Annotated in this window: 21 protein-coding genes and 3 pseudogenes; 19 read left to right on the plus strand and 5 right to left on the minus strand. The window is 63.6% G+C overall.

Going from position 1 to position 24,192, the window contains the following annotated elements:
- Nucleotides 1-125 precede the first annotated feature (125 nt).
- The 3 genes and pseudogenes from RTE01_RS22065 to RTE01_RS22075 form a co-directional block, all read left to right on the plus strand.
- Nucleotides 126-1,448 (plus strand): MFS transporter, encoded by a 1,323-nt coding sequence (locus RTE01_RS22065; RefSeq protein WP_041146020.1) that lies wholly within the window; start codon nt 126-128, stop codon nt 1,446-1,448.
- Nucleotides 1,449-1,463: 15 nt separating this feature from the next.
- Nucleotides 1,464-2,300 carry a shikimate dehydrogenase family protein gene (locus tag RTE01_RS22070; protein WP_141335365.1) on the plus strand — a complete coding sequence of 279 codons (837 nt, stop codon included), beginning with the start codon at nt 1,464-1,466 and terminating at the stop codon, nt 2,298-2,300.
- A gap of 55 nt (nt 2,301-2,355) precedes the next feature.
- A pseudogene (locus RTE01_RS22075) lies at nt 2,356-2,592 on the plus strand (substrate-binding domain-containing protein); the annotation flags it as partial.
- Nucleotides 2,593-2,612: 20 nt separating this feature from the next.
- Here the strand turns inward: RTE01_RS22075 and RTE01_RS22080 are convergent.
- A pseudogene (locus tag RTE01_RS22080) lies at nt 2,613-2,819 on the minus strand (ATP-binding cassette domain-containing protein); the annotation flags it as partial.
- Between the two features lie 43 nt (nt 2,820-2,862).
- Here RTE01_RS22080 and RTE01_RS22085 point away from each other — a divergent pair.
- Entirely contained in the window at nt 2,863-3,594 is a 732-nt protein-coding gene (locus tag RTE01_RS22085) for a polyphenol oxidase family protein (RefSeq protein ID WP_041146017.1), read from the plus strand.
- A gap of 15 nt (nt 3,595-3,609) precedes the next feature.
- Here the strand turns inward: RTE01_RS22085 and RTE01_RS22090 are convergent, their stop codons facing one another.
- The gene (locus RTE01_RS22090; protein WP_141335367.1) at nt 3,610-5,190 is read right to left on the minus strand and encodes a rhodanese homology domain-containing protein; all 1,581 of its coding nucleotides are present in this window, start codon (nt 5,188-5,190) and stop codon (nt 3,610-3,612) included.
- A gap of 1 nt (nt 5,191) precedes the next feature.
- Nucleotides 5,192-5,788, minus strand: a complete 597-nt coding sequence (locus RTE01_RS22095) for a cysteine dioxygenase family protein (protein ID WP_123551542.1) — start codon at nt 5,786-5,788, stop codon at nt 5,192-5,194.
- A gap of 130 nt (nt 5,789-5,918) precedes the next feature.
- Here RTE01_RS22095 and RTE01_RS22100 point away from each other — a divergent pair, with 130 nt between their 5' ends.
- From RTE01_RS22100 to RTE01_RS22130, 7 genes are all read left to right on the plus strand, one after another.
- On the plus strand, nt 5,919-6,812 hold the full coding sequence (locus RTE01_RS22100; RefSeq protein ID WP_134526499.1) for a LysR family transcriptional regulator: 894 nt from the start codon (nt 5,919-5,921) through the stop codon (nt 6,810-6,812).
- A 144-nt stretch (nt 6,813-6,956) separates the two neighbouring features.
- Nucleotides 6,957-8,042, plus strand: coding sequence for an LLM class flavin-dependent oxidoreductase (locus tag RTE01_RS22105; protein ID WP_134526496.1), 1,086 nt, complete (start codon nt 6,957-6,959; stop codon nt 8,040-8,042).
- A gap of 71 nt (nt 8,043-8,113) precedes the next feature.
- Nucleotides 8,114-9,202 carry an acyl-CoA dehydrogenase family protein gene (locus RTE01_RS22110; protein WP_134528539.1) on the plus strand — a complete coding sequence of 363 codons (1,089 nt, stop codon included), beginning with the start codon at nt 8,114-8,116 and terminating at the stop codon, nt 9,200-9,202.
- 11 nt (nt 9,203-9,213) lie between these two features.
- Nucleotides 9,214-10,188 (plus strand): ABC transporter substrate-binding protein, encoded by a 975-nt coding sequence (locus tag RTE01_RS22115; protein ID WP_141335369.1) that lies wholly within the window; start codon nt 9,214-9,216, stop codon nt 10,186-10,188.
- Entirely contained in the window at nt 10,185-11,222 is a 1,038-nt protein-coding gene (locus tag RTE01_RS22120; protein ID WP_041146010.1) for an ABC transporter substrate-binding protein, read from the plus strand. Before RTE01_RS22115 ends, RTE01_RS22120 begins: the two co-directional genes overlap by 4 nt.
- Entirely contained in the window at nt 11,203-12,198 is a 996-nt protein-coding gene (locus RTE01_RS22125) for an ABC transporter permease (RefSeq protein ID WP_041146009.1), read from the plus strand. Before RTE01_RS22120 ends, RTE01_RS22125 begins: the two co-directional genes overlap by 20 nt.
- Nucleotides 12,192-12,974, plus strand: a complete 783-nt coding sequence (locus RTE01_RS22130) for an ABC transporter ATP-binding protein (protein WP_141335371.1) — start codon at nt 12,192-12,194, stop codon at nt 12,972-12,974. The genes RTE01_RS22125 and RTE01_RS22130 overlap by 7 nt, the downstream gene beginning before the upstream one ends.
- 63 nt (nt 12,975-13,037) lie before the next feature.
- Here the strand turns inward: RTE01_RS22130 and RTE01_RS22135 are convergent, their stop codons facing one another.
- Nucleotides 13,038-15,200, minus strand: a complete 2,163-nt coding sequence (locus tag RTE01_RS22135) for a TonB-dependent siderophore receptor (RefSeq protein ID WP_141335373.1) — start codon at nt 15,198-15,200, stop codon at nt 13,038-13,040.
- 427 nt (nt 15,201-15,627) lie between these two features.
- On the opposite strand from RTE01_RS22135, the gene RTE01_RS22140 reads away from it, so the two are divergent.
- The 8 genes and pseudogenes from RTE01_RS22140 (at nt 15,628) to RTE01_RS22175 (ending at nt 22,782) form a co-directional block, all read left to right on the plus strand.
- On the plus strand, nt 15,628-16,449 hold the full coding sequence (locus RTE01_RS22140; RefSeq protein WP_041146006.1) for an ABC transporter ATP-binding protein: 822 nt from the start codon (nt 15,628-15,630) through the stop codon (nt 16,447-16,449).
- Nucleotides 16,446-17,465 (plus strand): FecCD family ABC transporter permease, encoded by a 1,020-nt coding sequence (locus RTE01_RS22145; RefSeq protein ID WP_141335375.1) that lies wholly within the window; start codon nt 16,446-16,448, stop codon nt 17,463-17,465. The genes RTE01_RS22140 and RTE01_RS22145 overlap by 4 nt, the downstream gene beginning before the upstream one ends.
- Complete coding sequence (locus RTE01_RS22150) at nt 17,462-18,514, plus strand: FecCD family ABC transporter permease (protein ID WP_141335377.1); 1,053 nt, start codon at nt 17,462-17,464, stop codon at nt 18,512-18,514. Before RTE01_RS22145 ends, RTE01_RS22150 begins: the two co-directional genes overlap by 4 nt.
- Nucleotides 18,504-19,483 (plus strand): annotated as a pseudogene (locus tag RTE01_RS26660) (iron-siderophore ABC transporter substrate-binding protein). The gene RTE01_RS22150 and the pseudogene RTE01_RS26660 overlap by 11 nt, the downstream one beginning before the upstream one ends.
- On the plus strand, nt 19,480-20,379 hold the full coding sequence (locus tag RTE01_RS22160; protein WP_141335379.1) for a MurR/RpiR family transcriptional regulator: 900 nt from the start codon (nt 19,480-19,482) through the stop codon (nt 20,377-20,379). Before RTE01_RS26660 ends, RTE01_RS22160 begins: the two are co-directional and overlap by 4 nt.
- Nucleotides 20,380-20,474: 95 nt before the next feature.
- Nucleotides 20,475-21,242, plus strand: a complete 768-nt coding sequence (locus RTE01_RS22165) for a basic amino acid ABC transporter substrate-binding protein (RefSeq protein ID WP_076947601.1) — start codon at nt 20,475-20,477, stop codon at nt 21,240-21,242.
- A gap of 66 nt (nt 21,243-21,308) precedes the next feature.
- Nucleotides 21,309-22,073 carry an amino acid ABC transporter permease gene (locus tag RTE01_RS22170; protein ID WP_134526493.1) on the plus strand — a complete coding sequence of 255 codons (765 nt, stop codon included), beginning with the start codon at nt 21,309-21,311 and terminating at the stop codon, nt 22,071-22,073.
- Nucleotides 22,060-22,782, plus strand: coding sequence for an amino acid ABC transporter ATP-binding protein (locus RTE01_RS22175; RefSeq protein WP_041147669.1), 723 nt, complete (start codon nt 22,060-22,062; stop codon nt 22,780-22,782). The genes RTE01_RS22170 and RTE01_RS22175 overlap by 14 nt, the downstream gene beginning before the upstream one ends.
- 53 nt (nt 22,783-22,835) lie before the next feature.
- Here the strand turns inward: RTE01_RS22175 and RTE01_RS22180 are convergent, their stop codons facing one another.
- Complete coding sequence (locus RTE01_RS22180) at nt 22,836-24,050, minus strand: MFS transporter (RefSeq protein WP_041147668.1); 1,215 nt, start codon at nt 24,048-24,050, stop codon at nt 22,836-22,838.
- Between the last annotated feature and the right edge of the window lie 142 nt (nt 24,051-24,192).

A 24,192-nucleotide genomic window follows, 5' to 3' on the forward strand; every position in this document is an offset into this window, starting at 1 on the left:
CCATACAATAACAACATTCATCTGCACCCCACGCACCGCATCATTCGCGCTGCGCTAAGGCGGCAACGTTCCTGCCGTCCGCGCAAAAAGCGTGGGTGATAACGTGTCTATGACAGGAAACGACTATGAGTTCTTATAGCCATAACCACGCGGCGACGGCAGAGACCGCGACCACCGCTCGCCGCTCCCGGCGGCGGATCGGGATCCTTTCGCTGCTGGCCGTCGGTACGATGATTAACTACCTTGACCGCACGGTGTTAGGCATTGCGGCCCCCAGCCTAACCGCCGAGCTCGGCATTGACGCTGCGGTGATGGGGATCGTCTTCTCCGCCTTCGCCTGGACCTACACGCTGGCGCAGATCCCCGGCGGCCTGTTCCTCGACCGCTTCGGCAACAAGGTGACCTATTTCCTGTCGTTGGCCCTGTGGTCGCTGTTTACCCTGTTTCACGGCATGGCGATTGGCCTCAAGACGCTGCTGCTTTGCCGTTTTGGCCTTGGGGTCAGCGAAGCGCCGTGCTTTCCGGTCAACAGCCGGGTCGTCAGCGCCTGGTTCCCCCAGCAGGAGCGGGCCAAAGCCACCGCGGTGTATACGGTGGGCGAATATCTGGGGCTGGCCTGCTTCTCACCGCTGCTGTTCTGGATCATGGGCAGCTTCGGCTGGCGAACGCTGTTTATCAGCGTCGGCGCGGTCGGCGTGCTCTTTGCGCTGGTGTGGTGGCGCTGCTACCGCGATCCGCATGAGGATACGCAGCTGAGCCAGCAGGAGCGCGAGCATATTGCCAGCGGCGGCGGCATGACTAACGCGACGCAGCAGCGCATGGTCTTCAGCTGGCCGCTGGTCCGCCAGCTGCTCGGCAAGCGGCAGATCCTCGGCGCCAGCATCGGTCAGTTTGCCGGCAATACGGTACTGGTCTTTTTCCTGACCTGGTTCCCAACCTACCTGGCGACCGAGCGCCACATGCCGTGGCTGAAAGTGGGCTTCTTCGCCATCATGCCGTTCCTCGCCGCCGCCGGCGGGGTGATGTTCGGCGGCTGGGTATCCGACAAGCTGCTGAAGGCCACCGGCTCGGCGAACATCGGGCGCAAGCTGCCCATCGTTGCCGGTCTGCTGATGGCCAGCACGATTATCTCCGCCAACTGGCTGACCAGCGATCTGGCGGTGATCCTCGTGATGTCCTTCGCCTTCTTTGGCCAGGGCATGGTCGGCCTCGGCTGGACGCTGATTTCCGATATCGCCCCGCAGGGGCTGGGCGGGCTGACCGGCGGGCTGTTTAACTTCTGCACCAACCTGGCCGGGATCCTCACGCCGCTGATTATTGGCTTTATCGTCGCGGCCTTCGGTAGCTTCTTCTACGCGCTTGTCTATATCGGCGGCGCGGCGCTGCTCGGGGTGGTGGCGTATCTGTTTATTCTTGGCGACGTCAAACGTATCGAGCTGGCAAAATAAGGAAAGGGGCACAACATGGTGATTAGTGGCAACACGCGGCTGATAGCGCATCTTGGCTATCCGACCGCCAGTTTTAAGGCGCCGATGATTTATAACCCGTGGCTGGTTAACCAGCAGGTGGACGTCAAAGTGGTGCCGATGGGGGTCAAACCGGAGGATTATGCCGCCTTTATCGCGCCGCTGTTCTCGATGACCAACATCGTCGGCGCGCTGGTCACCATGCCGCACAAGATTGCCACCTGCGGCCTGGTGCAGCATCTTAGCCCGGCGGCGGCCATTGCCGGGGCGTGCAACGCCATTCGCCGCGAGGCCGACGGCAGCCTGAGCGGGGATATGTTTGACGGCGACGGCTTCGTTCTTGGCCTCCGCCGCAAGGGTTTTCAGCCTCAGGGCGCGCGGGCGCTGGTGGTCGGCTGCGGCGGCGTCGGTTCGGCGATCGCCGCGTCGCTGGCGGCGGCGGGGGTCAGCGCCCTGACGCTCTACGATAGCCATCCGCAGGCGGCGCAGGCGCTGGCCGGGCGCCTGCTGCAGCACTATCCGGCGCTGGATCTCAGCCTGATGCAGCGCGATCCGCAGGGGCATGACCTGGTGGTCAACGCCACGCCGCTGGGGATGAAGGCCGACGACCCGCTGCCGCTGGACCCGCAGCGGCTGTCGCCCGCCTGCTGGGTGGGCGAAGTGGTGATGACCCACGAAATGACGCCGCTGCTGCGGGCGGCACAGGCGCGGGGCTGCGCGATCCAGCGCGGGACCGACATGCTGTTTGAGATGATCCCTGCCTATCTGCGCTTTTTCAGTTTGCCGGTGGCGACGCCGGAGCGGTTGCGGGAGCTGGCGGAAATTCGCTACTGAAACGCGCTCGGGCCGGTTACCCTAGCCGCCATTTCCGGACTTGAGCGAGAGATCCATGACACCGCGTATCGTTCTGCTGGCGGCGGGGAGCCTGAAAGGCGCCTTTGTCCTGCTGCTGGCGCGTTTTCATCAGCTTACCGGCATTGAGGTCGAGGCGCATTTTGGCCCCGCGGGCCTGCTGCGCGAGCGAATTGAGGCCGGGGAGCGCTGCTCGGTTTTCGCCTCCGCCAACGGCCAGCATCCGCAGGCGCTGCGGCAGGCAGGGCTACCTGCGCGCGGCGGGCTTTTTGCCGCTCAGCGGCGGATCGTAAACTGCGGTACGATAGCGGTGCCGCCGATCGATTCAAACCGTCCGCCGAGCGGCGCCAGCACGCCGGTCAGCGTATCAAGCAGCGTGCTTTTTCCGCGTCCGTTCGCGCCCAGGATTGCCCAGACTTCGCCGGCGCGGCAGCGCAGGCTAAGCGGGGCAAACAGCGGCTGACGGTGACCATAGGGCCGCCGCCTTGCGCATCCGCCCACTTTGGCATACGGTAAATCATCATTAATTCATTTTGCCGCCATCATGTCCTTTCAATCCCGGTTGTTAAACGCTATTCCCGGCATCCGCCACGCCTTCCTCGACGTGCACGAGACCGCCGCTTTTCCCTACGCCGAGATGGCGCCGGTTAAGCTGGTGCACGGCAATGTTGTCCATCACTATCAGCTCCCGTTGGCCGAACGGCCGCACGCCGACGCGGTGTTCACCGCCCTGAGCGGGCAAAAGGTGGGGGTGGTGACCGCGGACTGCCTGCCGATGCTGATGGCCTCCCGCGACGGGCGCTACGTCTGCAGCGTCCATGCCGGATGGCGCGGGGCGGCGAGCGGCATCGTCGAAAACAGCCTGGCGCTGTTCCGCCAGCATCGGGTGGCGCCGGAGGAGATAGTGGTGGCGATCGGGCCGCATATCCACGCCTGCTGCTATGAAGTCTCCGGCGAATTTTATCAGACCCTGCTGGCGATGCCGGCAGGGGAGCTGGCGCGGCAGCATAGCGACCGCCTGTTCCATCGACGCCCCGCGCAGCCTGCCAGGGCAGAGCAGGCCCGGGGGACGGAGCCGGAGAGTTTGTGGTTCGACCTGCGGGCCTTTGCCGGGCTGCTGCTGCAGCGCGCCGGCGTGGCGGATGAAAACGTCGAGTGGCTGGGCAGCTGCACCTACTGCACGCCGCAGACGCTGGGCTCCTTCCGCCGGCGCACCCATTTCCCGGCAGCGAAAAGCTTCCAGTACTCGTGGATTATGCGTGCGCCCGCTGCGTAAACGCGGCAGCGCCGGCTAGCGCACCCTAAAGCCGTGGGTGGCGTCGCGCGCCAGCTGATCGACGAGCCCGAACTCCCAGTCCAGATAGGCCTGCATCGCCTCGGGAGAGTTATCCGTTCCCTCGTACGGGCGGCGATAGCGGTCGCTGGCTTCGCTCGCCAGCCGCGTATTGCCCCGTTCCAGCGGCAGGTCCGCCGCTATCCACGCCAGCGTGCCGCCGCGCAGCAGCTCTACCGGCTTACCGGTGTGCGCCCCGACTTCGGTGACAGCGTAACGCGCAAGCAGGCTGCTGCCGCAGGTGAGCACGTAGCGCTCGGCGGGCGGGATCGCCTCCAGCGCCTGCCTGAGTTCGGAGCGCACCAGCCACCAGGCGCCGGGAATATGCCGCGCCGCGTAGTTGGCGCTGGTGGTGAAATCCAGCACCACGGTGCCCGGTTCATTCAGCAGCTCCGCCAGCCGCTGGGGGGCTATCTCTTTCGCTACCGGGGCCGGCGGGACGATGGCTGCCGGTACGCCGCGCTCGCTAAACGTTGCCGGATTCGTTTCGCGCAGTACCGCGACCTCCCAGCCCATCTGCGCCAGCCACGAGGCGGTGATGGCCGCGCGAACGCCGTCATCGTCCAGCGCGACGATCCGCGCGCCGCGCACGCTGGCGTGGTGGTCGGTCTCCTGCACTAGCTGTCCGCCGGGAGCGCTAAGGCTGCCGGGCAGGTGGCCGGCGGCGTACTCCTCCGGACTGCGGACGTCGAACAGATAGGTGGTGCGATCCTCCTGGCGTCGCCAGCGCTGCAGCGTGGTCTCATCAATAAACGTCACCCCGGCGCTTTCGGCCAGCGCGCGCACCTGCTGGCGCCGCGCCGTCGATGGCTGCTGCGCCGGGTCATAGCGCCGCTGCTGGCCGTGCTCCAGCGTCAGTCCGGCCAGCGTCCAGCCGATGGTGCCGTTACGCAGGGCGTAGACCGGATTACGCACTCCGGCGTTGCGCAGCGACTGGGCGCCGATAATGCTGCGGGTGCGTCCCGCGCAGTTAACCACGATCGGCGTCTGCTCCGAGCCTACGAGGCCGTCAACCCGTAGTGCCAGCTCGCCACCGGGAACGCTGATGCTGCCGGGAATACTCATGGTCTGATACTCATCGAAGCGTCGGGCGTCGAGCACCACCACCGGCTGCGGGCCGTCAATCAGCGCCTGCACCTCCTGCGCGCTCAGCGAAGGCGTGTGGCGCTGGCTCTCAACCAGCTCGCCAAACGCTTTGCTCGGGGAGTTGACGTCCTGAAACAGCTCTCCGCCGCTGCGCTGCCAGCCCGCCAGCCCCCCGTCGAGCAGGGCAACGTCCCGGTAGCCCCACTCGCGCAGGCGTTCGAGAGCGACGATGGCAAGACCTTCACCGTTGTCGTAAACGGTTATCGGCGTCGTCAGGCGCGGCACCCGGCGGCTGATTTCCAGCTCCAGCTTGCTGAGCGGCAGGTTTGCGGCGAACAGCGGATGCGCGGTGGCGAAGTGCGCTTCTTCACGCACGTCGATCAGCGCCAGCTCCGCGCCGTCGAGCAGCGCCTGGCGGATCTGTGCGGTCTGGCGTAGGGAGTGTTCGGGCATATTAATTATCCTTAGAGAGATCCCAGAGATTGGGTAAATGGCGGTTGGAGTAGCCGGAGATAAAGGGTTTGCTGAGTCCTTCCGGGGTATACACGGCGCGCCTGACGGCGCCGATATTGCCGCCGTAGACGTGGATGCTGATGGACACGCTATCCGCCAGCGCGTTGCTGACCCGGTGAATATCGCCGTCGCGGGCGGAGACTTTCTCGACCTCGCCGGGGGAGAGGCGCTGGGCGATACCGTCAGCCACCGGCGTGCCGGCGTCATCGAGGCGGTAGCGCTGATTCTCCTCCGCCCCGCGCAGCATGCCGATCGCGCCCCACACCCGGTGGTCGTGGATCGGCGTCGATTGTCCCGGCCCCCAGACGAAGCTGACGATTGAAAAGCGCTGCCCGGAGTCGGCGTGCAGCAGATACTGCTGATAATGGTGGGGATGCGGCAGGGCGTACTCGTCCGGCAGCCAGTCATCCTGCTTCACCAGCGCCGCCAGCCGCAGGGCCACCGCGTCCAGCAGCGGCTCCGGCTGGCCGATCTCGCGATGCAGGACGTCAACGTCTTGAATAAAATGGCGTAATTTTTCCAGTCGGGATGTGCTCATCATCGGTTCCTGTGAGAGGGGCTGGTCAATACGCTAACAAAGGCGTTAATATTATTTAAATGCAATTTCCGCATATATTAATATGCAAAATAAACATTAAGAGCCTGGCGAGGCCGACTCTAAGGAATCTATGCGCATTGACGACATCGACGCTCTGTTAGCCACCGTGCAGTTCTCCTCCCTGAATCAGGCGGCGGAATATCTGGGCATTACCCAGTCGGCGATCACCCGTCGGCTGCAGCGGCTGGAGCAGACGCTGAACGTGACTCTGCTGGAGCGGCAGACCCGGCCGCTGACCCTGACTGCCGCCGGGCATCGCGTCTACGAGCAGTGCCTGACCATCAAGCGGGAAACCAAAAAGCTCTACGGGCTGCTGGACCCGGAGGCGGAGCCGCGCGGGGTTCTGCGCCTCGGCCTGCCGCAAAGCGTGGCGGAAATCGCCCTCCAGCCGGCGCTGACGGCGCTGCATCAGCAGTTCCCGCACCTCCAGCCGCAGGTGACCTGTGGCTGGAGCGGCCAGCTGCAGAAGCGTCTGGAGAGCGTCGAGCTTGACGGCGTGCTGGCGATGGGCCCGGCGCAGCAGGCCTTCGCGGAGGGCTACAGCGGGCGGCTGCTCTGCCCGCTGGATATCGTGGTGATTGCCGGCAGGAGCCTGCACCTCTCCGCCGGGGTGCTGCGGGAGTGCGCGGCGCACGGCTGGGTGCTCAATCCCGACGGCTGCGGGCTGCGGGCGGGATTGATCCGCGAGCTGCAGGCCCAGGGGCTGCGGCTGCAGCTGAATACCGAGACCGCGGGTGCCCAGCTGCAGATTGGTCTGGTGGCGCAGGGGCTGGGATTGGGTATCGTCCCCCGGGCGGCGCTGGCAGCCAGCCCGTGGCGCGATGAGATTAGTATCCTGGCGCTGGCCGATTTCCAGCCCGCGGTCTGCCTGTGGCAAATCAGCGCCCAGAATCTGGCTAATCTCCAGCAGCCGCTGACTTTTTTTGCCGCCAAAATCGTCCAGCAGCTGGCTTTATCTGACTGAAAAACAGCTATAATTTATCTAAATGCTTATTTGGCATATTAAGATATGATAAAAATGCATTTTGTTCATTAATCTCCGATGTATAGGGTAACGATATTGCGCCGCCGCCGCGGCCGGCCCGTTACCCTGACCCAAGGAGTTTGTATGAGCATTCAGTTTCTCGGCATGATCGGCCACCGTCTCGCGTCCGAAACTATCGCCCCGGCAGGGCCGATTTTTGACCGCGACTATATCGTTCGTTTTGCTCAGGCTCACGAGGCCGCCGGCTTTGACCGGCTGCTGGTGGGGCATTGGTCCGATCAGCCCGATGGCTTCCTGGTTACCGCCCTGGCCGGGCTGTCGACGCAAAAAATCAGCTTTCTGCTCGCCCACCGCCCGGGTTTTGTCTCGCCCACGCTCGCCGCGCGTAAATTCGCCACCCTTGAGCACCTGCTCGGTGGGCGCCTCGCGGTGCATATTATCAGCGGCGGCAACGATGCCGAACAGCGCCGCGACGGCGACTATCTCAATCACGACCAGCGCTATGCGCGCACCGACGCCTTCCTTGAGACGGTACGCAAAATCTGGACCGCAGAGCAGCCGGTCGATATCGCCAACGAGTTCTACCAGGCCGAGCAGGCATGGTCGGCCATTCGTCCGCTGCAAAAACCGCATATTCCGCTCTATTTTGGCGGCTCCTCAGAGGCCGCCATTCGGGTGGCCGGTAAGCACGCCGATGTCTTTGCCCTGTGGGGCGAATCGCTGGGACAAACCCAGGAGACGGTGAAGCGGGTGCGGGCTGAAGCGGCAAAGCACCAGCGCGAAATTGACTTCAGCGTCTCCTTCCGGCCGATTATCGCCGATAGCGAAGCGCAGGCCTGGGAAAAAGCCGAGCATATTTTACACGTTGCCTCCGAGCGCGCGGCGCAGACCGACGGCGGATTTAAGGCCAAGCCGGAGAGCGTCGGCGCCCAGCGCCTGCGGGCGACGGCGGAGCAGGGGAACGTGGTGGACAAGCGCCTGTGGACCGGTATTGCGAAGCTGGTGGGCGGCGGACATAACTCCACCTCGCTGGTGGGCACGGCGGAACAGGTTGCCGACGCGCTGCTCGATTACTACGACCTCGGGGTGCACAACTTCCTGATCCGCGGCTTCGACCCGCTCAACGATGCGCAGGAGTACGGCAAGGCGCTGCTGCCGATCGCCCGCGAAAAGGCGGCGCTGCGGGCGGCTAAGGCGCGGGTATCGTGAACACGCCTCCCCAGGCTTCGCCTCAGCCGACGGCCAGCTGGCCGCAGCGGCTGACGAATATCCGCCGGCAAATGGCGGAACGGGCGGCAGAACTTGACCAGAGCGGCGAATTTCCCCGCCATAACCTCGACCTGCTGCACCGGGAGGGCTTTCTGAGCCTGGCCACGCCGCGGCGCTACGGCGGCGCGCAGGCGGATCTCCCGCAGCTGCAGGAGGCGATTTCCGCCATCGCGTGGGGCGAGCCGGCGACGGCGCTGATCGTCTGCATGCAGTATCTGCACCATCTGCGGCTGGCGGAGAGCGAAGGCTGGGCGGAGCCGCTGCGCGAGCGGGTCTTTCGCGACGCCGTCGAACGCGGAGGGCTGATCAACAGCCTGCGGGTAGAGCCAGAGCTCGGCTCCCCGGCGCGCGGCGGCCTGCCGCAAACCGTTGCTACCCGCACCGCGCAGGGCTGGCGGCTCAACGGCCACAAGCTCTACACCACCGGCGTTGAGGGGCTGAGCTGGCTGGCGGTCTGGGCGCGAAGCGATGACCCCGACCCGCGGGTGGGAACCTGGCTGGTGCCGGCTAAAAGTGACGGTGTCACCATTATTAAAAGCTGGGATCACGCCGGCATGCGCGCCACCGGCAGCCATGAAGCACGCTTTCGCGACGTGCTGCTGGCGCCGGAGAGCGCGGTAGAGACCTGGCCCGCGGCGACGCCGCCGGGGCCGAATGCCGAACAGACGCGGCTGTTTGCCAACCGCCACGCGGCGCTGCTGGCGGCTATTTACGACAGCGTCGCTCGCGCCGCGCGCGACTGGCTGCTGGGCTGGCTGCGTACACGTATCCCGGGAAGTCTTGGGCAGCCGCTCAGCCAGCTGCCGCGGGTGCAGGAGAAAGTCGGGCAGATCGACAGCGCGCTGCTGACCAACCGCTGCCTGCTGCAGCGGGCGGCCGAGCTGGGATTCACCGCCGCTGAAGCCAATCTGGCGAAGGTGACCATCACCGACAACGCCATTTCGGCGGTTGGCCTGGCGCTGGAGCTCACCGGCAATCACGGGCTCAGCCGCCAGCACCCTCTGGAGCGTCACTATCGCAACGTGCTGTGCGGGCGAGTGCATACGCCGCAGAGCGACAGCGCCTGGCAGGCGGCGGGCAAACAGGCTTTTCAATTATAAGGATAACCACCATGCGCGAACGAAAGAGAACCCCTTTAGCCGCGGCGCTCGTGCTGCTGGCGCTGAGCGCTCATGCGGTGGCGCAGGAGCGCGTCACCCTGCGCATTGCCGATCAAAAGGGCGGCATGCGCTCGCAGCTTGAAGCCGCGAATGCGCTGCAAAACCTGAACTACGACATCAAGTGGGCGGAGTTTCCCGCCGCCGCGCCGCTGGCGGAAGCGCTGAACGCCGGTGCGGTTGATGCCGGGATTATCGGCGATGCGCCGCTGCTCTTCGCCCTCGCCAACGGCGCGCCGGTAAAGGCGATCGCCGTCGATAAAAGCAACCCCGCCGGCACCGCGGTGCTGGTCCCGCCGGGCAGCCCGCTGAAAAGCGCGGCGGACTTAAAGGGCAAACGCATCGCAACCGGGAAAGGGTCCATCGGCCACTTTGTCGCCCTCAAAGCGCTGGAGCAGGCGGGAATATCGCCCAAAGACGTGCAGTGGGTCTTCCTCGGCCCGGTGGATGCCAAAGTGGCATTGCTCAACGGATCGGTGGATGCCTGGGCGACCTGGGAGCCCTACACCACCCAGCTGGTGAAAACCGCTGAGGGGCAAATTCTGGTCAGCGGCAAGGGGCTGCTGCCCGGAAATACCTTCCTTGCGGCCACCGACGCCAGCCTTAAGGATCCGGCTAAACGGGCGGCGCTGCAGGACTATCTGCATCGCCTGGCGGGCGCCGAGCGCTGGGCCTATGCCAATCTGGACAGCTACGGCAAAACCCTCGGGGAGATCATTCGTTTCCCGCCGGAGATCGCCCGGGCGCAGTTCGCCAACCGGCAATCGCAGTGGCAGCGCCTGGACTCGCGGATCGTCGCCCAGCAGCAGGCCACCGCCGATTTTTATCAGGCCAACGGGCTGATCCGCGCCAGGCTGGACGTCACGCCGACTTTTGATGACGGTTTTACCGTCCCTGCACAAACGGCTCATCAGGAGACCACGCCATGATCCAGACCTCTTTTTCCCGCCGCCGTTTTCTTCAGCTGAGCGCCGGTACGGCATTGGCGGCGACGGCCTGGCCGCTGTGGGCGCACGATATGGCGGCGATGCCCGTCGAGGGGGAAAACCTGGCGCTGCGCCTGGCCGAACCCTACAAAATCAGGCTGGCGATCAACAAAAGCGCGGTGTGCCTTGCGCCGGTCGCGGTGGCCGAGCAGCAGAAGTTTTTCAGCAAGTACAACCTCGACGTGGAGTTCGTTAATTTTGGTAACTCGACCGACGTTCTGCTGGAGGCGATAGCCACCGGCAAGGCGGACGCCGGCGTCGGGATGGCGCTGCGCTGGCTGAAGGCGCTGGAGCAGGGCTTTGACGTCAAGCTCACCGCCGGGACGCACGGCGGCTGTCTGAATCTGCTGACGGCAAAAAATTCGCCGTTTGGCGGCCTGGAGAGCCTGAAGGGACAGACTATCGGGGTGACCGATATGGCCGGCCCGGATAAAAACTTCTTCGCCATTTTGCTCAAACGTCACGGGATCGATCCGCTTAGCGACGTGCAGTGGAAGGTCTATCCCGCCGACCTGCTGAGCGTGGCGCTCGACAAGCGCGAGATTGCCGCCATCAGCGGTAGCGAACCCTTCAGCTATCGCCTGCTGGAGACCGGCAAGTATCAGCTGATCGCCAGCAATATGAGCGGGGATTACGCCAACCTGAGCTGCTGCGTGCTGGGGGTGAGCGGATCGCTGGCGCGGGACCATAAGCCGGCCGCCGCCGCGCTGACCCAGGCCATTCTGGAGGCGCACAGCTACGCTTCGGCCCACCCGGAAAGCGTGGCGCAGGCGTTTATGGCCCACGCGCTGAATACCAATGAGACCGAGGTCTCGGGGATCCTTCACGGCCAGGGCCACGGCCACCACGCCGTCGGCGAGGCTTTCGTCAAAGAGCTGACCCAGTACGCCATTGACCTGCAGCGGGTGCAGGTGATCAAGCCCGGGACCGATCCTCATCAGTTTGCGGAGAGTATTTATGCCAACGTATTCGCCTGAGCAGGCGCTGTCGCGGCCGCGGGCGGGCGGTGCGCTGTGGGCTGAAGGCGCGCTGGCCGCCGCGCTGTGGCTGGCGGGCGGGCTCTTTACCCTGAGGTGGCCGGATGCCGGGCGGCGCTGGCCCTACAGCGAAGGCTGGGCGATGACGCAGCTGGCGATCGCCGGCGGGCTGCTGCTGCTGGCGCTGAGCTACCGCTACTGGCGCCAGCGGGGCGGGCGCCTGCAGCATGCCGGGAAATGGCTGGCGCTGCTGCCGGTGCTGTTCGGCCTGTGGGAGTGGCTGACGGCGAAATCCGCGCTGCTGCCGGTGCCATTTTTTGCTCCACCGCAGGCGCTGATCGAAGTCCTGTATGACGACTGGCCGCGCCTGCTCGATAGCCTGCTGCACTCGCTGGGCCTGCTGAGCCTCGGGGTGCTGCTCGGGACCTCCTGCGGCTTTATCAGCGGGCTGGCCATTGGCTGGTCGCAGCGTATCGGCTACTGGCTGCATCCGGTGCTGCGCCTGCTCGGGCCGGTACCGTCAACGGCGCTGCTGCCGCTGTGCCTGTTTATCTTCCCTTCCAGCTTCGGAGCCAGCGTCTTTTTGATTGCCCTCAGCACCTGGTTTCCGGTCACCGTACTGACGTGGTCCGGGGTGGTGAGCATCGATAAAGCCTGGTACGACGTGGCGCGCACGCTGGGGGCCAGCCAGCGTTTTCTGATCCTGCGGGTAGCCATTCCCGCCGCGCTGCCGAACGTCTTCGTCGGGCTGTTTATGGGATTAGGCGCCTCGTTCTCGGTGCTGATCGTCGCCGAGATGGTCGGTGTTAAATCGGGGATCGGCTTTTATCTGCAGTGGGCGCAGGGCTGGGCGGCCTATCCCAACATGTACGCTGCGCTGCTGGTGATGGCTTTTCTCTGTTCCGGCCTGATTAGCGGACTGTTTATTTTACGCGACCGGCTGCTGAGCTGGCAGCGGGGAGGCATGACATGGTAACGACCGCGACCACGGCGACGCCGGCCGGTGCGGCCATCGACATCGCCCATCTGAGCCACGCCTTTGCGCTGGGCCGCCAGACGGTGCCGGTGCTGGAAAATATCAGCCTGCGGCTGCGCCCGGGAGAGAGCGTGGCGCTGCTGGGGCCGTCCGGCTGCGGGAAATCCACCCTGCTGCGGCTGCTGGCGGGGCTGGAGACGCTGCAGAGCGGGCAGGTGCAGATCGACGATCGCCGCATGGGGCCCCCGGGGCCGGAGCGGATCCTGGTGTTTCAGGACCCGACCCTCTATCCGTGGCTGACGGTGCGGCAAAACGTGCTGCTCGGGCCGCAGGCGCAGGGGAGAAAAGGGCTGGAGCCAAAGGCCGACGCGCTGATTGCGCGGATGGGGCTGGAGGCGTTTAGCGCCGCCTGGCCGCGTCAGCTCTCCGGCGGGATGGCCCAGCGGGCGGCGCTGGCGCGGGCGCTGCTCAACGAGCCGCGGCTGCTGCTGCTCGACGAACCCTTAGGCAAGCTGGACTCCCTGACGCGCATCAGCATGCAGCGCGAGCTGATCGCGCTTTGGCAGCAGCAGGGCTATACCAGCCTGCTGGTGACGCACGATATTGAAGAGGCGCTGCTGCTGTGCGAAAGGGTGCTGGTGATGTCGCCGCGTCCGGGGCGAATTATTGCCGAATTTACGCTGCCGCTGCCCTTCCCGCGCCACCGCGATAATCCGCAGCTGGTCGGCCATCGGCAGGATATTTTGCGCATCCTGGGCCAGGCGGAGGACTGGTAGGATTCGCGATGGGGAGTGTCTCCCGGCGGCAACGTTCCGCTGCGCCGGGAGAGCGTCGGGTGCTTAAAAGTCCATCTTCACCGTAAACTGCACTTCGCGCGGGTCGCCAATCTGGTTGCCCAGGTTGTTGGTACCGATTGAAGAGGTGTAGTAGGTCTTATCGAACAGGTTCTTAACGTTAACCTGCAGGGTGACCGGATACTGCAGCTTCATCTTGTAGGCGGCGAACGCGTCCGCGACGCCGTACCCCGGCAGGTAATAGTCCGCGCCGTTGGTGGCGGAACGCTTGCTGACCGCGTGTCCCCCGGCGCCGAGCGTCAGGGTGTTGCTGGCGTAGACGTTATGCACGTCATAGGTCATGTACAGCGAGCCGGTATGTTTTGGCACGTTCGGCATCGGCTTGCCGGCATAGTCCGGATCGTCGAGCACCTTAGCGTCGGTATAGCCGTAGCTGGCGATGATGCTCAGGTTGTCGGTGAGTGACCCGGCGACGTCCATCTCCACGCCCCGCGAGCGCACCTTGCCCGCCGTTTTGGCAATGGTTTCATCCCCGACCGTTTCGTTGTACAGCACGTTGCGCTTATCGATATCGAACAGGGCGATATTGGCGGTCACGCCGCTGAACAGCTCAAACTTGGCGCCCAGCTCATAAGAGGTGGACTCTTCCGGCGGCAGGTTGCCGATATAGCTGGCGATGGACGACTGCGGCATAAACGACTGCGCCACGTTACCGAACAGCGAAATGGTCGGCGTCAGCTTATAAACCAGGCCAAATTTCGGCGTCCACTTCTGGTCGCTGCTGTCGGTATTGACGTTAAACGGCCGCCCCTTGCCGGCGTACTGGGTGTAATACTGGTAGCGCACGCCGGCGACGGCGATCCAGCTGTCGTTGAGGTAGAGCGCGTCCTGCACGTAGGCGGCGTAGCTTTCCTGCTGGATGCGCTGATCGCTGTCGGACGCCGACACGCTGGTGCATTTATCGACGGCGCCGTAGACCGGATTGTAGATATTGAATCCCCTGGTATTCTTACAGCGGATCATGTCGGTGCGCAGCAGATCGTAGTTCTCGTAGGCGATACCGCTGAGGATCTCGTTGTAGAAACCGCCAATCACCACGTCGCCCTGCAGATCGGCACGGGTCGAGTGCATCTTCTGGGTTGAGCCGTGGGTGGCGTCCACGCGGCGGGTCAGGTCGCCGGTGGTCGAATCATAGGCCATGACCCGCGCCTGATCGTCGTTGTAGTGATCCTGGCTGTAGCTGTAGTCAAAGCGGGCGGTCCAGGCCTCGTTAAGCCGGTATTCGGCGTTAATCTGCGCCAGATCGGAGTAGCCGTCGGTAATATTAAACGGCTCGTCGAAGCGGGTCTTACGATCGACGTTGACCGCCTTTTTGGTATTGAGATCGAAAATCGTCCCGCGATCGAACGGCGTACTGTAGTCGCGATGCGAGTAGGCCACGTTGACCGTGGCGCGGTCGCCAAACCAGGTCAGGGAAGGGGCGATAAAGCTGCTCTTCTCTTTGCCAAAGCTGCGCCAGTAGTCTTCATTCTGATATTCGCCGATGACCCGGTACGCGAGGCGCGTCCCGTCGATGGGCCCGGTGACGTCAAACTGACCGGTGCCGCCGCCAAAGCTGGTGGAGGTTGCCGAAATCGAGCCGCCGAAGGTTTTTTCCGGGCGTTTGGTCACCACGTTAATCAGCCCGCCGGGGTCGAGAATGCCGTACAGCGTCGAGGCCGGGCCTTTCAGCACCTCCACGCGCTCGGCGGCAGCGTTGAAGCTGCGCGGCAGGACGGTGCGCAGCCCGTTGGTCATAATAGAACCGTCGCGGTTGGCGCCGAAACCGCGGCGGGTAAAGGCGTCCTGGGTGCCGCCGAGGGTATTGGTCTGCACGACGTTGGCGACGTTATACAGCGCCTCGTCAAGCGAGGTGACGTGCTGATCTTCCAGCACCCGATCGCTGACGGTGTTAACCACCTGCGGAATATCCAGCAGCGGCATTGAGGTCAGCGTCGCGGTCGCGCTGCTGAGGGGCTGATAGCCGCTGGTGGCGTTCTGCTGGCTGCCGTCGGCCACCACCGTGATGGTTTCGTCGGCGGCATTTTTATCTTTTTCCACCGCGGTTTGCGCGGCGATAATCCCCGGAGAGGTAAAGGAACCCAAAAAAATCAGTGAAAAAAGTGCACGCCCTTTCAATGTCGTGAAAGGGACAGTTGATTGCGTCATTTGTCTGTTTCTCGTGAACGAATCCGTCCTTTGCGGACAGAAAAAGCCAATTAAATCATTGCCCTTAAAAATATTATCTATCCGTTATCCGCTATAATTTGCGCTCAGATATGTAATTGAGAATCATTCAACCACGTAGCAATGTAGTAGTAAACGTTATGTAAGATAAAAAAGCGCTGCCGGCGAAAGCGGCGTTTCGGCGGCGGAATGGACAGCGAAAATAGTCTTTATCTTTCTGTTTTTAATCGGTTTAATTAAGGTTGTGTCGCTACGCCAGGCTACGGGTAGCGCCTTTTCGCTGCGCGTAAAACAGAGTATTGACTACTACATTCATTCACATCATGATCAAAAGAGAATGAGATGTATTTTTGTTTGAGTGCAGTCCGAGCGGGCCTGATGCCACGCCGCTGCGGTGCGGGAGCGAGTTATGCCACAGCGGGTGATGCCTGCAGAGCAGGGGATTGTGCTGGATTCCCTGTCGGCCGGATACGGCCAGACCCTTATCGTCAACGATATTAATCTGACGATCCCCCACGGCAAAATGACGGTACTGGCCGGGGCCAACGGCTCCGGGAAATCGACCCTGCTATCGACCATCGCCCGAATGCTCAAGCCGCTCGGCGGCTGCGTGCGCCTCGACGGTGAGGTTATCCACGAGCTGCCCACCCGGACGGTATCGCGCCGGCTGGGGATACTGCCCCAGTCGCCGCTCACCCCGGAAGGGCTGACGGTTTTCGAGCTGGTGGCGCGCGGGCGCTATCCCTGGCAAGGGCTGATGCGCCAGTGGTCGGCCGACGACGAACGGGCGGTGGAGGAGGCGCTGGCGCTGACCGGCACCGCGGAGTTCGCCCATCTGCCGGTGGACAGCCTCTCCGGCGGCCAGCGCCAGCGCTGCTGGATAGCGATGGCGCTGGCCCAGCAAACCGCCACCATTCTGCTCGACGAACCCACCACCTGGCTCGATCTGCGCTATCAGGTCGATATTCTCGAGCTGCTGCAGACCCTGACCCGCGAACACGGGCGCACGGTGGTGACCGTCCTGCACGACCTGAACTTTGCGGTGAACTATGCCGATACGCTGGTGTTTCTCAAGCAGGGGCGCATTGCCGGGGTGATTGGTGAAAATGAAACCTGTACGCCGGAGCTGATTAAAACGGTGTTTGACGTTGACGTGCAGATGTCGCTGAACCCGCAAACCGGTAAACCATTCTTTATGCCCTTTCGCGCCCGTCAGGCGGCCGGACAATGAGCGCCAGCGCGCTGATGCTCCGGCGCCGACGCGCCCGGCCGCAGCTGGCCGTGGTGGTGCTGACCCTGCTGCTGATCGGCGGCTCGCTGGTGCACCTGGGGCTGGGGGCGCGCTGGATTGCGCCGCCCACCATACTGCAGGCGCTGCTCCATTACGATCCGCACAGTTTTGACCAGCGGATTATTGTCGATTTACGCCTCGTGCGCCTGGCCGCCGCGCTGCTTACCGGCGCCGCGCTCGGCATCGCGGGCATGCTGCTGCAGACGGTGATCCGCAATCCGCTCGGCGAACCGCATATTCTCGGTCTCAATGCCGGCGCGTCACTGGCGGTGGTGGCGACCTCGGCGCTGGGCCTCGGCGAAGCGGCGTTCGGCCGCCCGCTGACCGCCGCCTGCGGCGCAGGGCTGCTGTTTGGCGCCGTGATGCTGCTGGCTTCCTCCGGACGCGGCGGCATGACGCCGCTGCGCATCACCCTGTGCGGGGTGGCGCTCTCGGCCTTTGCGTCGGCGGTGACCGCGGCGGTCCTGATTCTGGACGAACAAACGCTGCTGGCGATGCGCACCTGGCTGGCGGGCGATCTGGCCGGGCTGAAGTGGCAAACGCTGCGCGCGGCGCTGATCCCGGCGCTGGGCGGGCTGCTGATCGCGCTCGCCATCGCCCCGCGGCTTAACGTCCTGGCTTTGGGGGATAAGGTCGCCCTCGGACTGGGGGTGAAAATTGCCCAGACCCGGCTGCTGGGGCTCGCCGCCATCGCGCTGCTGTGCGGTTCGGCGGTCGCCGTTGCCGGGCCGATCGGCTTTGTCGGCCTGGTGGTCCCGCACGTGGTGCGGCGGCTGATCACCGAGGACATTCGCCTGGCGCTGCCGCTGGCGGCGCCGGTTGGCGCCCTGGTGCTGGTGCTGGCGGATATTGCGGCGCGCACCCTGGTGGCGCCCCAGGAGCTGGCAACCGGGGCGATGACCGCCCTGGTGGGCGCGCCGCTGTTTATCTTTATTGCCGCGAGATTCTTTAAATGAAAAGCGCCGCACGTCGTGCCGGATTCCGCCCGCTGGCTGCCGGGAGTCGTCATATTCTGCTGCGCCCGGCGGCGCTGAAGAGTGCCGCCGGGCTGCTCGCCCTGATAGCCATTCTCGGCGCGTTTGGCCTGACGCGCGGCAGCTTTCCGCTGCCTTCCGGGACCGTGCTGCGGGCGCTGCTGGATGCGGATAGCCTCAGCGGACAGCAGCGCTTTATTCTGTTCGATATCCGCCTGCCGCGGCTGTTTATGGCGCTGCTGTGCGGGGCAATGCTGGGGATGGCCGGCGCGGCGATGCAGAGCATCACCCGTAACGGGCTGGCGGACCCGGGGCTTATCGGCGTCAAGGAGGGGGCCAGCGTGGTGGTATTGGCGCTGATCCTGCTCTTCCCGGCGACGGCACTGGCGTGGCGGCCGCTGGCGGGAATGGCCGGCGGCGTGCTGGTGGCGCTGCTGGTGCTGGCCCTGGCGCGCGACTGCTCGCGGCCGCGCTTTATCCTGATCGGTATCGGCGTCTCCTGGACCCTGGCCGCGGCGGTAGGCATTTTTATGACCACCGCCGACGTCCGCGACGTGCAGACGGCGATGATCTGGCTGGCGGGAAGCCTGCACGCCGCGACCTGGCCGCTGCTGGCGGTCGCCGCCTGCTGGGCGCTGCCCGGCGCGCTGATCCTGTTTCTTACCGCCCGCGCGGCGGACGTGGCGCTGCTCGGCGACCGCACGGCTATCGGCCTCGGCGTCCGGCTACAGCAGCTGACGCTGCTGCGCTTTTTTGCCCCGGTGCTGCTGACCTCCGCCGGCGTCTCCTGCGTGGGCAGCCTCGGCTTCGTTGGCCTGATGGCGCCGCATATGGCGCGCTTTGTGCTGCGCGGCGGCCAGGTCTCTCTGCTGTGCGGTAGCGCGCTGATTGGCGCTCTGCTGGTTTTAGTGACCGACACCATCGGGCGGGTGGCCTTTGCGCCGCTGCAAATCCCGGCCGGGATTGTCATCGCCCTGGTGGGCTGTCCGTTTTTTATTCTGCTGCTCTGGCGTCGTCGTGATGCCCTGTAACTCTCAAGGATTGCTATGCGTTGGTTAGTTCCTCTGCTGCTTTGCGTGGCCGGTACCGCGGGTGCCGCCGCGGGTCAGACGCAAAAATTTACCGATGATTTAGGTCGGGTGGTGAACGTTCCGCTGCATCCGCAGCGGATTGTCTCGATGCACGATCTGGATATCACGATCCCGCTGATCGAGCTCGGCGTGCCGCCGGTCGCCAGCCACGGGCGTACGCGTCCCGACGGTAGCCACTATCTGCGCTCCAGCGCCCAGCTTACCGGCATCGATTTTGATAACAGCGATATTCAGTTTATCGGTACCGCGGATATCGATCTCGAAGCCGTGGCTGCGGCTAAGCCGGACCTGATTATTACCGAGCCTAGCCGCCACGTCTCCGTGGAACAGCTGGAGAAGATAGCCCCGACGGTGAGCATCGACCATCTGCAGGGCAGCGCGCCGCGCATTTACGCTAAGCTGGCGCAGCTGACCGGCTCCGAGGCGCGGCTGGCGGTGCTCGAGCGGCGCTATCGGGAGCAGATTGCCCAGCTGAAGGCGGCGGTCGATACGCAGAAGATTACCGTCTCGGTGATTCAGGCCAACGGCGGTAAAGTAACCGTCCATCACGCCTATCACGCCCTGGGCCGCGTGCTGCGCGACGCCGGCTTCCGCTTTCCGCCGCTGATTGAGCGCATTCCCGACGGCCAGCGCATCGACGTTAGCGCCGAGCAGCTGCCGGAGCTGGATGCCGATTTCGTTTTCGCGACCTGGCGCTCCGATACCGGCGGCAAGCCGCAGGATGAGCTGCAGGCGATGGAGGCCGTGATGCCGGGCTGGTGCGACTTTATGCGCGCCTGCCGCAGCGGACGCTATATCCTGCTGCCGCGTGAGGACGTGATCTCCAACTCCTTCGCCGCCCTGAGCCTGATGGCGGCCGAAGTGCAGTCGCATATTGCCGGACGTCCGCTGCCGGCGGCGCTGAAATGAAAACGCCGGGCAAACGAGAGAAGGGGCGGGTTGACCTGTTTGGCGACCGTTTTCGCGCCCGGGCGCATCAGCTGTCGCCGCGCCTGCTGGCGGTGGTTAGCTATATCAACGACAATCGCGAGGTGGTGCTCGAGCGCACGGCGATGGAGATTGCCACCGCCACCCACACCTCCGACGCTACGGTGGTCAGGGCTATTCAGGCGCTGGGCTTTGCCGGGCTGCGTGAGCTGAAGCAGACTATGGAGCGCTGGTTCGGTCCGTCGATTACCTCCTCGGAGAAAATGCTCTCGACGGTCAACGTGCTCTCGACGGACGTCAATTCGAGCATCGATTTCGTGCTCGAGGGCCACCAGCGCGCCTGCGAGGTGCTCTCCCGCCCCGACAACCGCGAGGCGGTAGCCCAGGCGGTGGCACTGCTCACCGACGCGCGCCAGGTGGCGATTTTCGGCATCGGCGCGTCGGGGATTCTGGCGGAGTATACCGCCAGGCTGTTTAGCCGCATCGGTCTGCCTTCCTACGTCCTGAACCGCACCGGTTTTAGCCTCGCCGAACAGCTGATCGGCCTGCAGCGCGGCGACGTGCTGATCATGATGGGGCAAAAATCGCCGCACCGTGAAGGCATGACCACCCTGCGCGAGGCCCGACGGCTCGGTATTCCGACCATTCTGCTGACCCAGGCGGTGGACTCCCGCTTCAGCCAGGAGGCGCAGGTGGTTATCGAGGTGCCGCGCGGCGGCGATAACGGGCGGGTGCCGCTGCACGGAACGGTGCTGGTGTGCCTGGAAATGATGGTGCTCTCGGTCGCCTCTACCGCTCCGCAAAAAACCATGAAGTCGATGAAGCGCATCAACGAACTGCATAAAGCGATCGGTAAATCTGGCGGTAAGCGCAGCTAACTGCCAGATAAATCACCGCAGCGCAGGTTTGTGGTTGCATGCCATGCTGAGTATGTGTATTTTTATGCAAAATAAATGCATAAAAAGGATCTATCATGGTTAAGAAGTGGATGAAAGTGTGCTGCCTGATGGCGGCAATGATTGGCACCGCGCAGGCGGCACAGGAAACCTACGTTGTCGGTTCCGGCGGCACCTATCGCCCGTTTGAATACGAAAACAGCCAGAAGCAGCTGGAAGGTTTTGATATCGACATCATCAAAGCGATCGCTAAAGCAGAAAACTTTGATATCAAGCTGGTCAACACGCCGTGGGAGGGGATCTTCGCGACCCTCAACACCGGCGATCGCGACATTATCATCTCCGGGATCACCATTACCGATAAGCGTAAGCAGATGGTGGATTTCTCCGCCCCTTATTTCCCGGCCGAGCAGTCGATCGTGGTGCCGTCGGATTCGAAGGTGACCTCGCTGGCGGCGCTGAAAAGCGAGAAGGTTGGGGTGGTGAACTCCAGCACCGGCGATATCGTGGTTTCTGACGTGCTGGGTAAAAACAGCACCGCCATTAAGCGCTTCGACAATACGCCGCTGATGCTGCAGGAGCTGTTTGAAGACGGCGTCAGCGCGGCGGTCGGCGACGTTGGGGTGGTGAAATACTACATCAAGCAGCACCCGGAGAAGCAGTTCAAGCTGGTGCCGGACGCGAAGTTTGAGCGCCAGTACTTCGGCATCGCCGTAGCCAAGGGCAACAGCGCGCTGCAGGCGAAAATCAACGCCGGCCTGCAGAAAATTGTCGCCGACGGCACCTACGCCAAAATCTACAAAACCTGGTTCGACGACAACGTCCCGACGCTGCCAGCGCAATAAGATCTATTTTTTGTCTTACTCACGGCTATCGGCTTTGACGATAGCCGTATTTTTTAGGGAAAGATTATGACGGGATTCCGTTGGGAGATCATCGAGGAGTACGGTCCGCTGTTTATGGACGGCGCCTTGATGACCATTAAATGCACCATTATTTGCGTGATCCTCGGCACCCTGTGGGGTCTGACCCTTGGACTGGGAAGAATGGCGAAGGCCGAGCACGGGGTGTGGAAATACGTCCTGCGCTACCTGGTTCAGTTCCCGGTACGCTTCTACGTCAGCGCATTTCGCGGCACGCCGCTGTTTGTGCAGATCATGGTGGTGCACTTTGCGCTGGTACCGCTGTTTATCAACCCGCGCGACGGCCTGCTGGTCACCGGCGGGGTGATGAGCGCCGACTTTGCCCGCGAGCTGCGCTCTAACTACGGCGCGTTTCTCTCCTCCGTGGTGGCGATAACGCTCAACGCCGGGGCCTACGTCTCGGAAATTTTCCGCGCCGGCATTCAGTCGATCGACAAAGGACAGATGGAAGCCTCCCGCGCGCTGGGGATGCCGTGGTGGAAAACCATGCGCCAGGTGATCCTGCCGCAGGCGTTTCGCCGCATTCTGCCGCCGCTGGGCAACAACGCCATCGCTATCGTCAAGGACTCCTCGCTGGCGTCGGCGATCGGCCTTGCCGACCTGGCCTACGCCGCGCGTACCGTCTCCGGCGCCTACGCCACCTACTGGGAACCCTACCTGACGATCTCTCTGGTCTACTGGGTGATTACCTTCCTGCTGGCACAGCTGGTTAACCGTCTGGAAAAGAGGTTTGGCAAAAGTGATTCACATTAACAATCTGCACAAGCGCTTCGGTGACAGCCACGTCCTGCGCGGCATCAGCTGCGATATTCAGCCGCAGGAAGTGGTGTGCATCATCGGCCCCTCCGGCTCGGGGAAAAGCACCTTTCTGCGCTGCATGAACGCGCTGGAAACCGTCAGCGAAGGCGAAGTGGCGGTCAACGGCTTTGCCGTCCACGACCGCACCACCGACCTGAACAAGCTGCGTGAAAGCGTCGGCATGGTCTTTCAGCGCTTCAACCTGTTCCCGCATATGACGGTGCTGGAAAACCTGATCATGGCGCCGATGAACCTGCGCGGCATGGCCCGGCAGGCGGCGATTGCGCTGGCGGAAGAGCTGCTGGCAAAAGTGGGATTAAGCGATAAGCGCGACGCCTGGCCCTCCAGCCTCTCCGGCGGCCAGCAGCAGCGGGTAGCGATTGCCCGCGCCCTGGCGATGAAGCCGTCGATCATGCTGTTCGACGAGCCGACCTCGGCGCTCGACCCCGAGCTGGTCGGCGACGTGCTGGCGGTGATGAAAAATCTCGCCAGCGAAGGGATGACGATGGTCATTGTGACCCATGAAATGGGCTTTGCCCGCGAGGTTGCCGACCGGGTTATCTTTATCGACGGTGGGATTATTCAGGAGCAGGGCCGGCCGGAGCAGATCTTTAGCGCCCCGAGCAACCCGCGCACCGCCGCGTTCCTCAGCAAAGTGCTATAAGAAAAGCGGCCGCCAGGGCCGCTTTATCATATTGCTGCAGGCGAAACGGCGCGCTACTGCGCCGCTTCGCTAACCTCATCGTCCGAAACTTCATCGTCCGAAACTTCACGCTCGTTAGCCAGCAGCGTCTTCTCGTTTTTACCTAATCCCTGAATCAGCAGGAACAGTAGCCCGCTGGCGAAGAGGGTGACGATCAGACCGTCATATCCCGAAACGCCGATCGCCAGGCTGCTGATCACCGGCCCGGCAACGCTCCCCGCCGACCAGAAGAAGCCCAATAGCGCGTTTATCATGATCAGCTTTTGCCCGGAGAAGGTTTTACCCGCGCGCACCAGCGACAGGGTATAGAGCGCGCCTGCCGCCGCCCCGAGCACCAGGCAGCCGACGATCAGCTGCATGCGCGAGCCGAGCAGGAAGGGCAGCGCCAGCAGGGCGAGGCAGAAGACCAGCGCGCAGCTGAGATGCACCCGGCGGATGCCAAACTTATCGGCAATCCAGCCGAGCGGCGCCTGGAACAGCGCGTCGCCGGTCAGTACCACCGTCACCAGCAGCACCGCCATCGACTCGTTTAGCCCCTTATCCATGCCGTACAGCGGCAGCAGCGCGAGGATGCTGGCATCGAAGAAGGAAAAGCAGAATACGCCGGAGGCCAGAACCGGCAAAAATGCGCCGAGGCTACGCCAGCTGGCGCGTCCGGCGAGGCTCTCACGACTGCCGCTCGGCAGGTGGCGCAGCATAAGCAGGCACAGGGCGGTCAGGCCGCAGATCGCCAGCAGCGCCCATGACTGATAGGCGGGGCCGGCGGAAATGAGCAGCGGCCCGGCCAGCTGGCAGCCGGTAAAGGCCGAGGCGTAAATCCCGGTCAACGTGGCGCGATTTTTACCCGCCGCCCCGCCGGTTATCCAGCTCTCTCCCAGCACGATAATCACCCCCGAGGCGAGGCCGGTCAGGAAGCGCGGCAACAGGAGCTGCAGCAGATCGACGGTCAGGCAGGAGGCAACCGTCGCCAGGGCCAGCAGGATCAGGCTTGCGCTGAGCAGCACGCCCATCTCAAAGCGGCGGCACAGCGCGGGCGAGAGGAAGGAGGAGAGCATCATGCCCGCCGGCGGCAGCGCGGCCAGCAGGCCAACGTAGAGGGTATCAATTTGCTGCTGCGCAAGCTCAAGGCTGATAAGCGGCACCGTATAGCCGGTGATAAAGCCTACCAGCGAGGCGGCCATGATCATCGCCAGCGTGGGCGCTAAGCGATTGTGGTCTGGGTTAAACATTTTATTCCCGATAACGGAAGTCAACAGGTGGATAAACTGGCGAAGCGCCAACAGCCCTGCATATTAGTTAATCATATGGCTTCTGTCACCGTTGAAATGGCTACCATTAATTGAGAAGGGGGCCGCGGCCGCTCGCCAAAGC

It is taken from the genome of Klebsiella terrigena (assembly GCF_006539725.1).
GTDB classification, from domain to species: Bacteria; Pseudomonadota; Gammaproteobacteria; order Enterobacterales; family Enterobacteriaceae; genus Klebsiella; species Klebsiella terrigena.

Excerpts from the sequence above, each read along its gene's own strand:
- RTE01_RS22150 (WP_141335377.1), top strand. The coding sequence starts at position 17,462 with ATGAAAAGCGCCGCACGTCGTGCCGGATTCCGCCCGCTGGCTGCCGGG.
- RTE01_RS22065 (WP_041146020.1), top strand. The coding sequence starts at position 126 with ATGAGTTCTTATAGCCATAACCACGCGGCGACGGCAGAGACCGCGACC.
- RTE01_RS22105 (WP_134526496.1), top strand. The coding sequence starts at position 6,957 with ATGAGCATTCAGTTTCTCGGCATGATCGGCCACCGTCTCGCGTCCGAA.
- RTE01_RS22165 (WP_076947601.1), top strand. The coding sequence starts at position 20,475 with ATGGTTAAGAAGTGGATGAAAGTGTGCTGCCTGATGGCGGCAATGATT.
- RTE01_RS22125 (WP_041146009.1), top strand. The coding sequence starts at position 11,203 with ATGCCAACGTATTCGCCTGAGCAGGCGCTGTCGCGGCCGCGGGCGGGC.
- RTE01_RS22140 (WP_041146006.1), top strand. The coding sequence starts at position 15,628 with ATGCCACAGCGGGTGATGCCTGCAGAGCAGGGGATTGTGCTGGATTCC.
- RTE01_RS22170 (WP_134526493.1), top strand. The coding sequence starts at position 21,309 with ATGACGGGATTCCGTTGGGAGATCATCGAGGAGTACGGTCCGCTGTTT.
- RTE01_RS22100 (WP_134526499.1), top strand. The coding sequence starts at position 5,919 with ATGCGCATTGACGACATCGACGCTCTGTTAGCCACCGTGCAGTTCTCC.
- RTE01_RS22090 (WP_141335367.1), bottom strand. The coding sequence starts at position 5,190 with ATGCCCGAACACTCCCTACGCCAGACCGCACAGATCCGCCAGGCGCTG.
- RTE01_RS22110 (WP_134528539.1), top strand. The coding sequence starts at position 8,114 with ATGGCGGAACGGGCGGCAGAACTTGACCAGAGCGGCGAATTTCCCCGC.
- RTE01_RS22120 (WP_041146010.1), top strand. The coding sequence starts at position 10,185 with ATGATCCAGACCTCTTTTTCCCGCCGCCGTTTTCTTCAGCTGAGCGCC.
- RTE01_RS22180 (WP_041147668.1), bottom strand. The coding sequence starts at position 24,050 with ATGTTTAACCCAGACCACAATCGCTTAGCGCCCACGCTGGCGATGATC.
- RTE01_RS22130 (WP_141335371.1), top strand. The coding sequence starts at position 12,192 with ATGGTAACGACCGCGACCACGGCGACGCCGGCCGGTGCGGCCATCGAC.
- RTE01_RS22115 (WP_141335369.1), top strand. The coding sequence starts at position 9,214 with ATGCGCGAACGAAAGAGAACCCCTTTAGCCGCGGCGCTCGTGCTGCTG.
- RTE01_RS22085 (WP_041146017.1), top strand. The coding sequence starts at position 2,863 with ATGTCCTTTCAATCCCGGTTGTTAAACGCTATTCCCGGCATCCGCCAC.
- RTE01_RS22070 (WP_141335365.1), top strand. The coding sequence starts at position 1,464 with ATGGTGATTAGTGGCAACACGCGGCTGATAGCGCATCTTGGCTATCCG.
- RTE01_RS22160 (WP_141335379.1), top strand. The coding sequence starts at position 19,480 with ATGAAAACGCCGGGCAAACGAGAGAAGGGGCGGGTTGACCTGTTTGGC.
- RTE01_RS22145 (WP_141335375.1), top strand. The coding sequence starts at position 16,446 with ATGAGCGCCAGCGCGCTGATGCTCCGGCGCCGACGCGCCCGGCCGCAG.
- RTE01_RS22135 (WP_141335373.1), bottom strand. The coding sequence starts at position 15,200 with ATGACGCAATCAACTGTCCCTTTCACGACATTGAAAGGGCGTGCACTT.
- RTE01_RS22095 (WP_123551542.1), bottom strand. The coding sequence starts at position 5,788 with ATGAGCACATCCCGACTGGAAAAATTACGCCATTTTATTCAAGACGTT.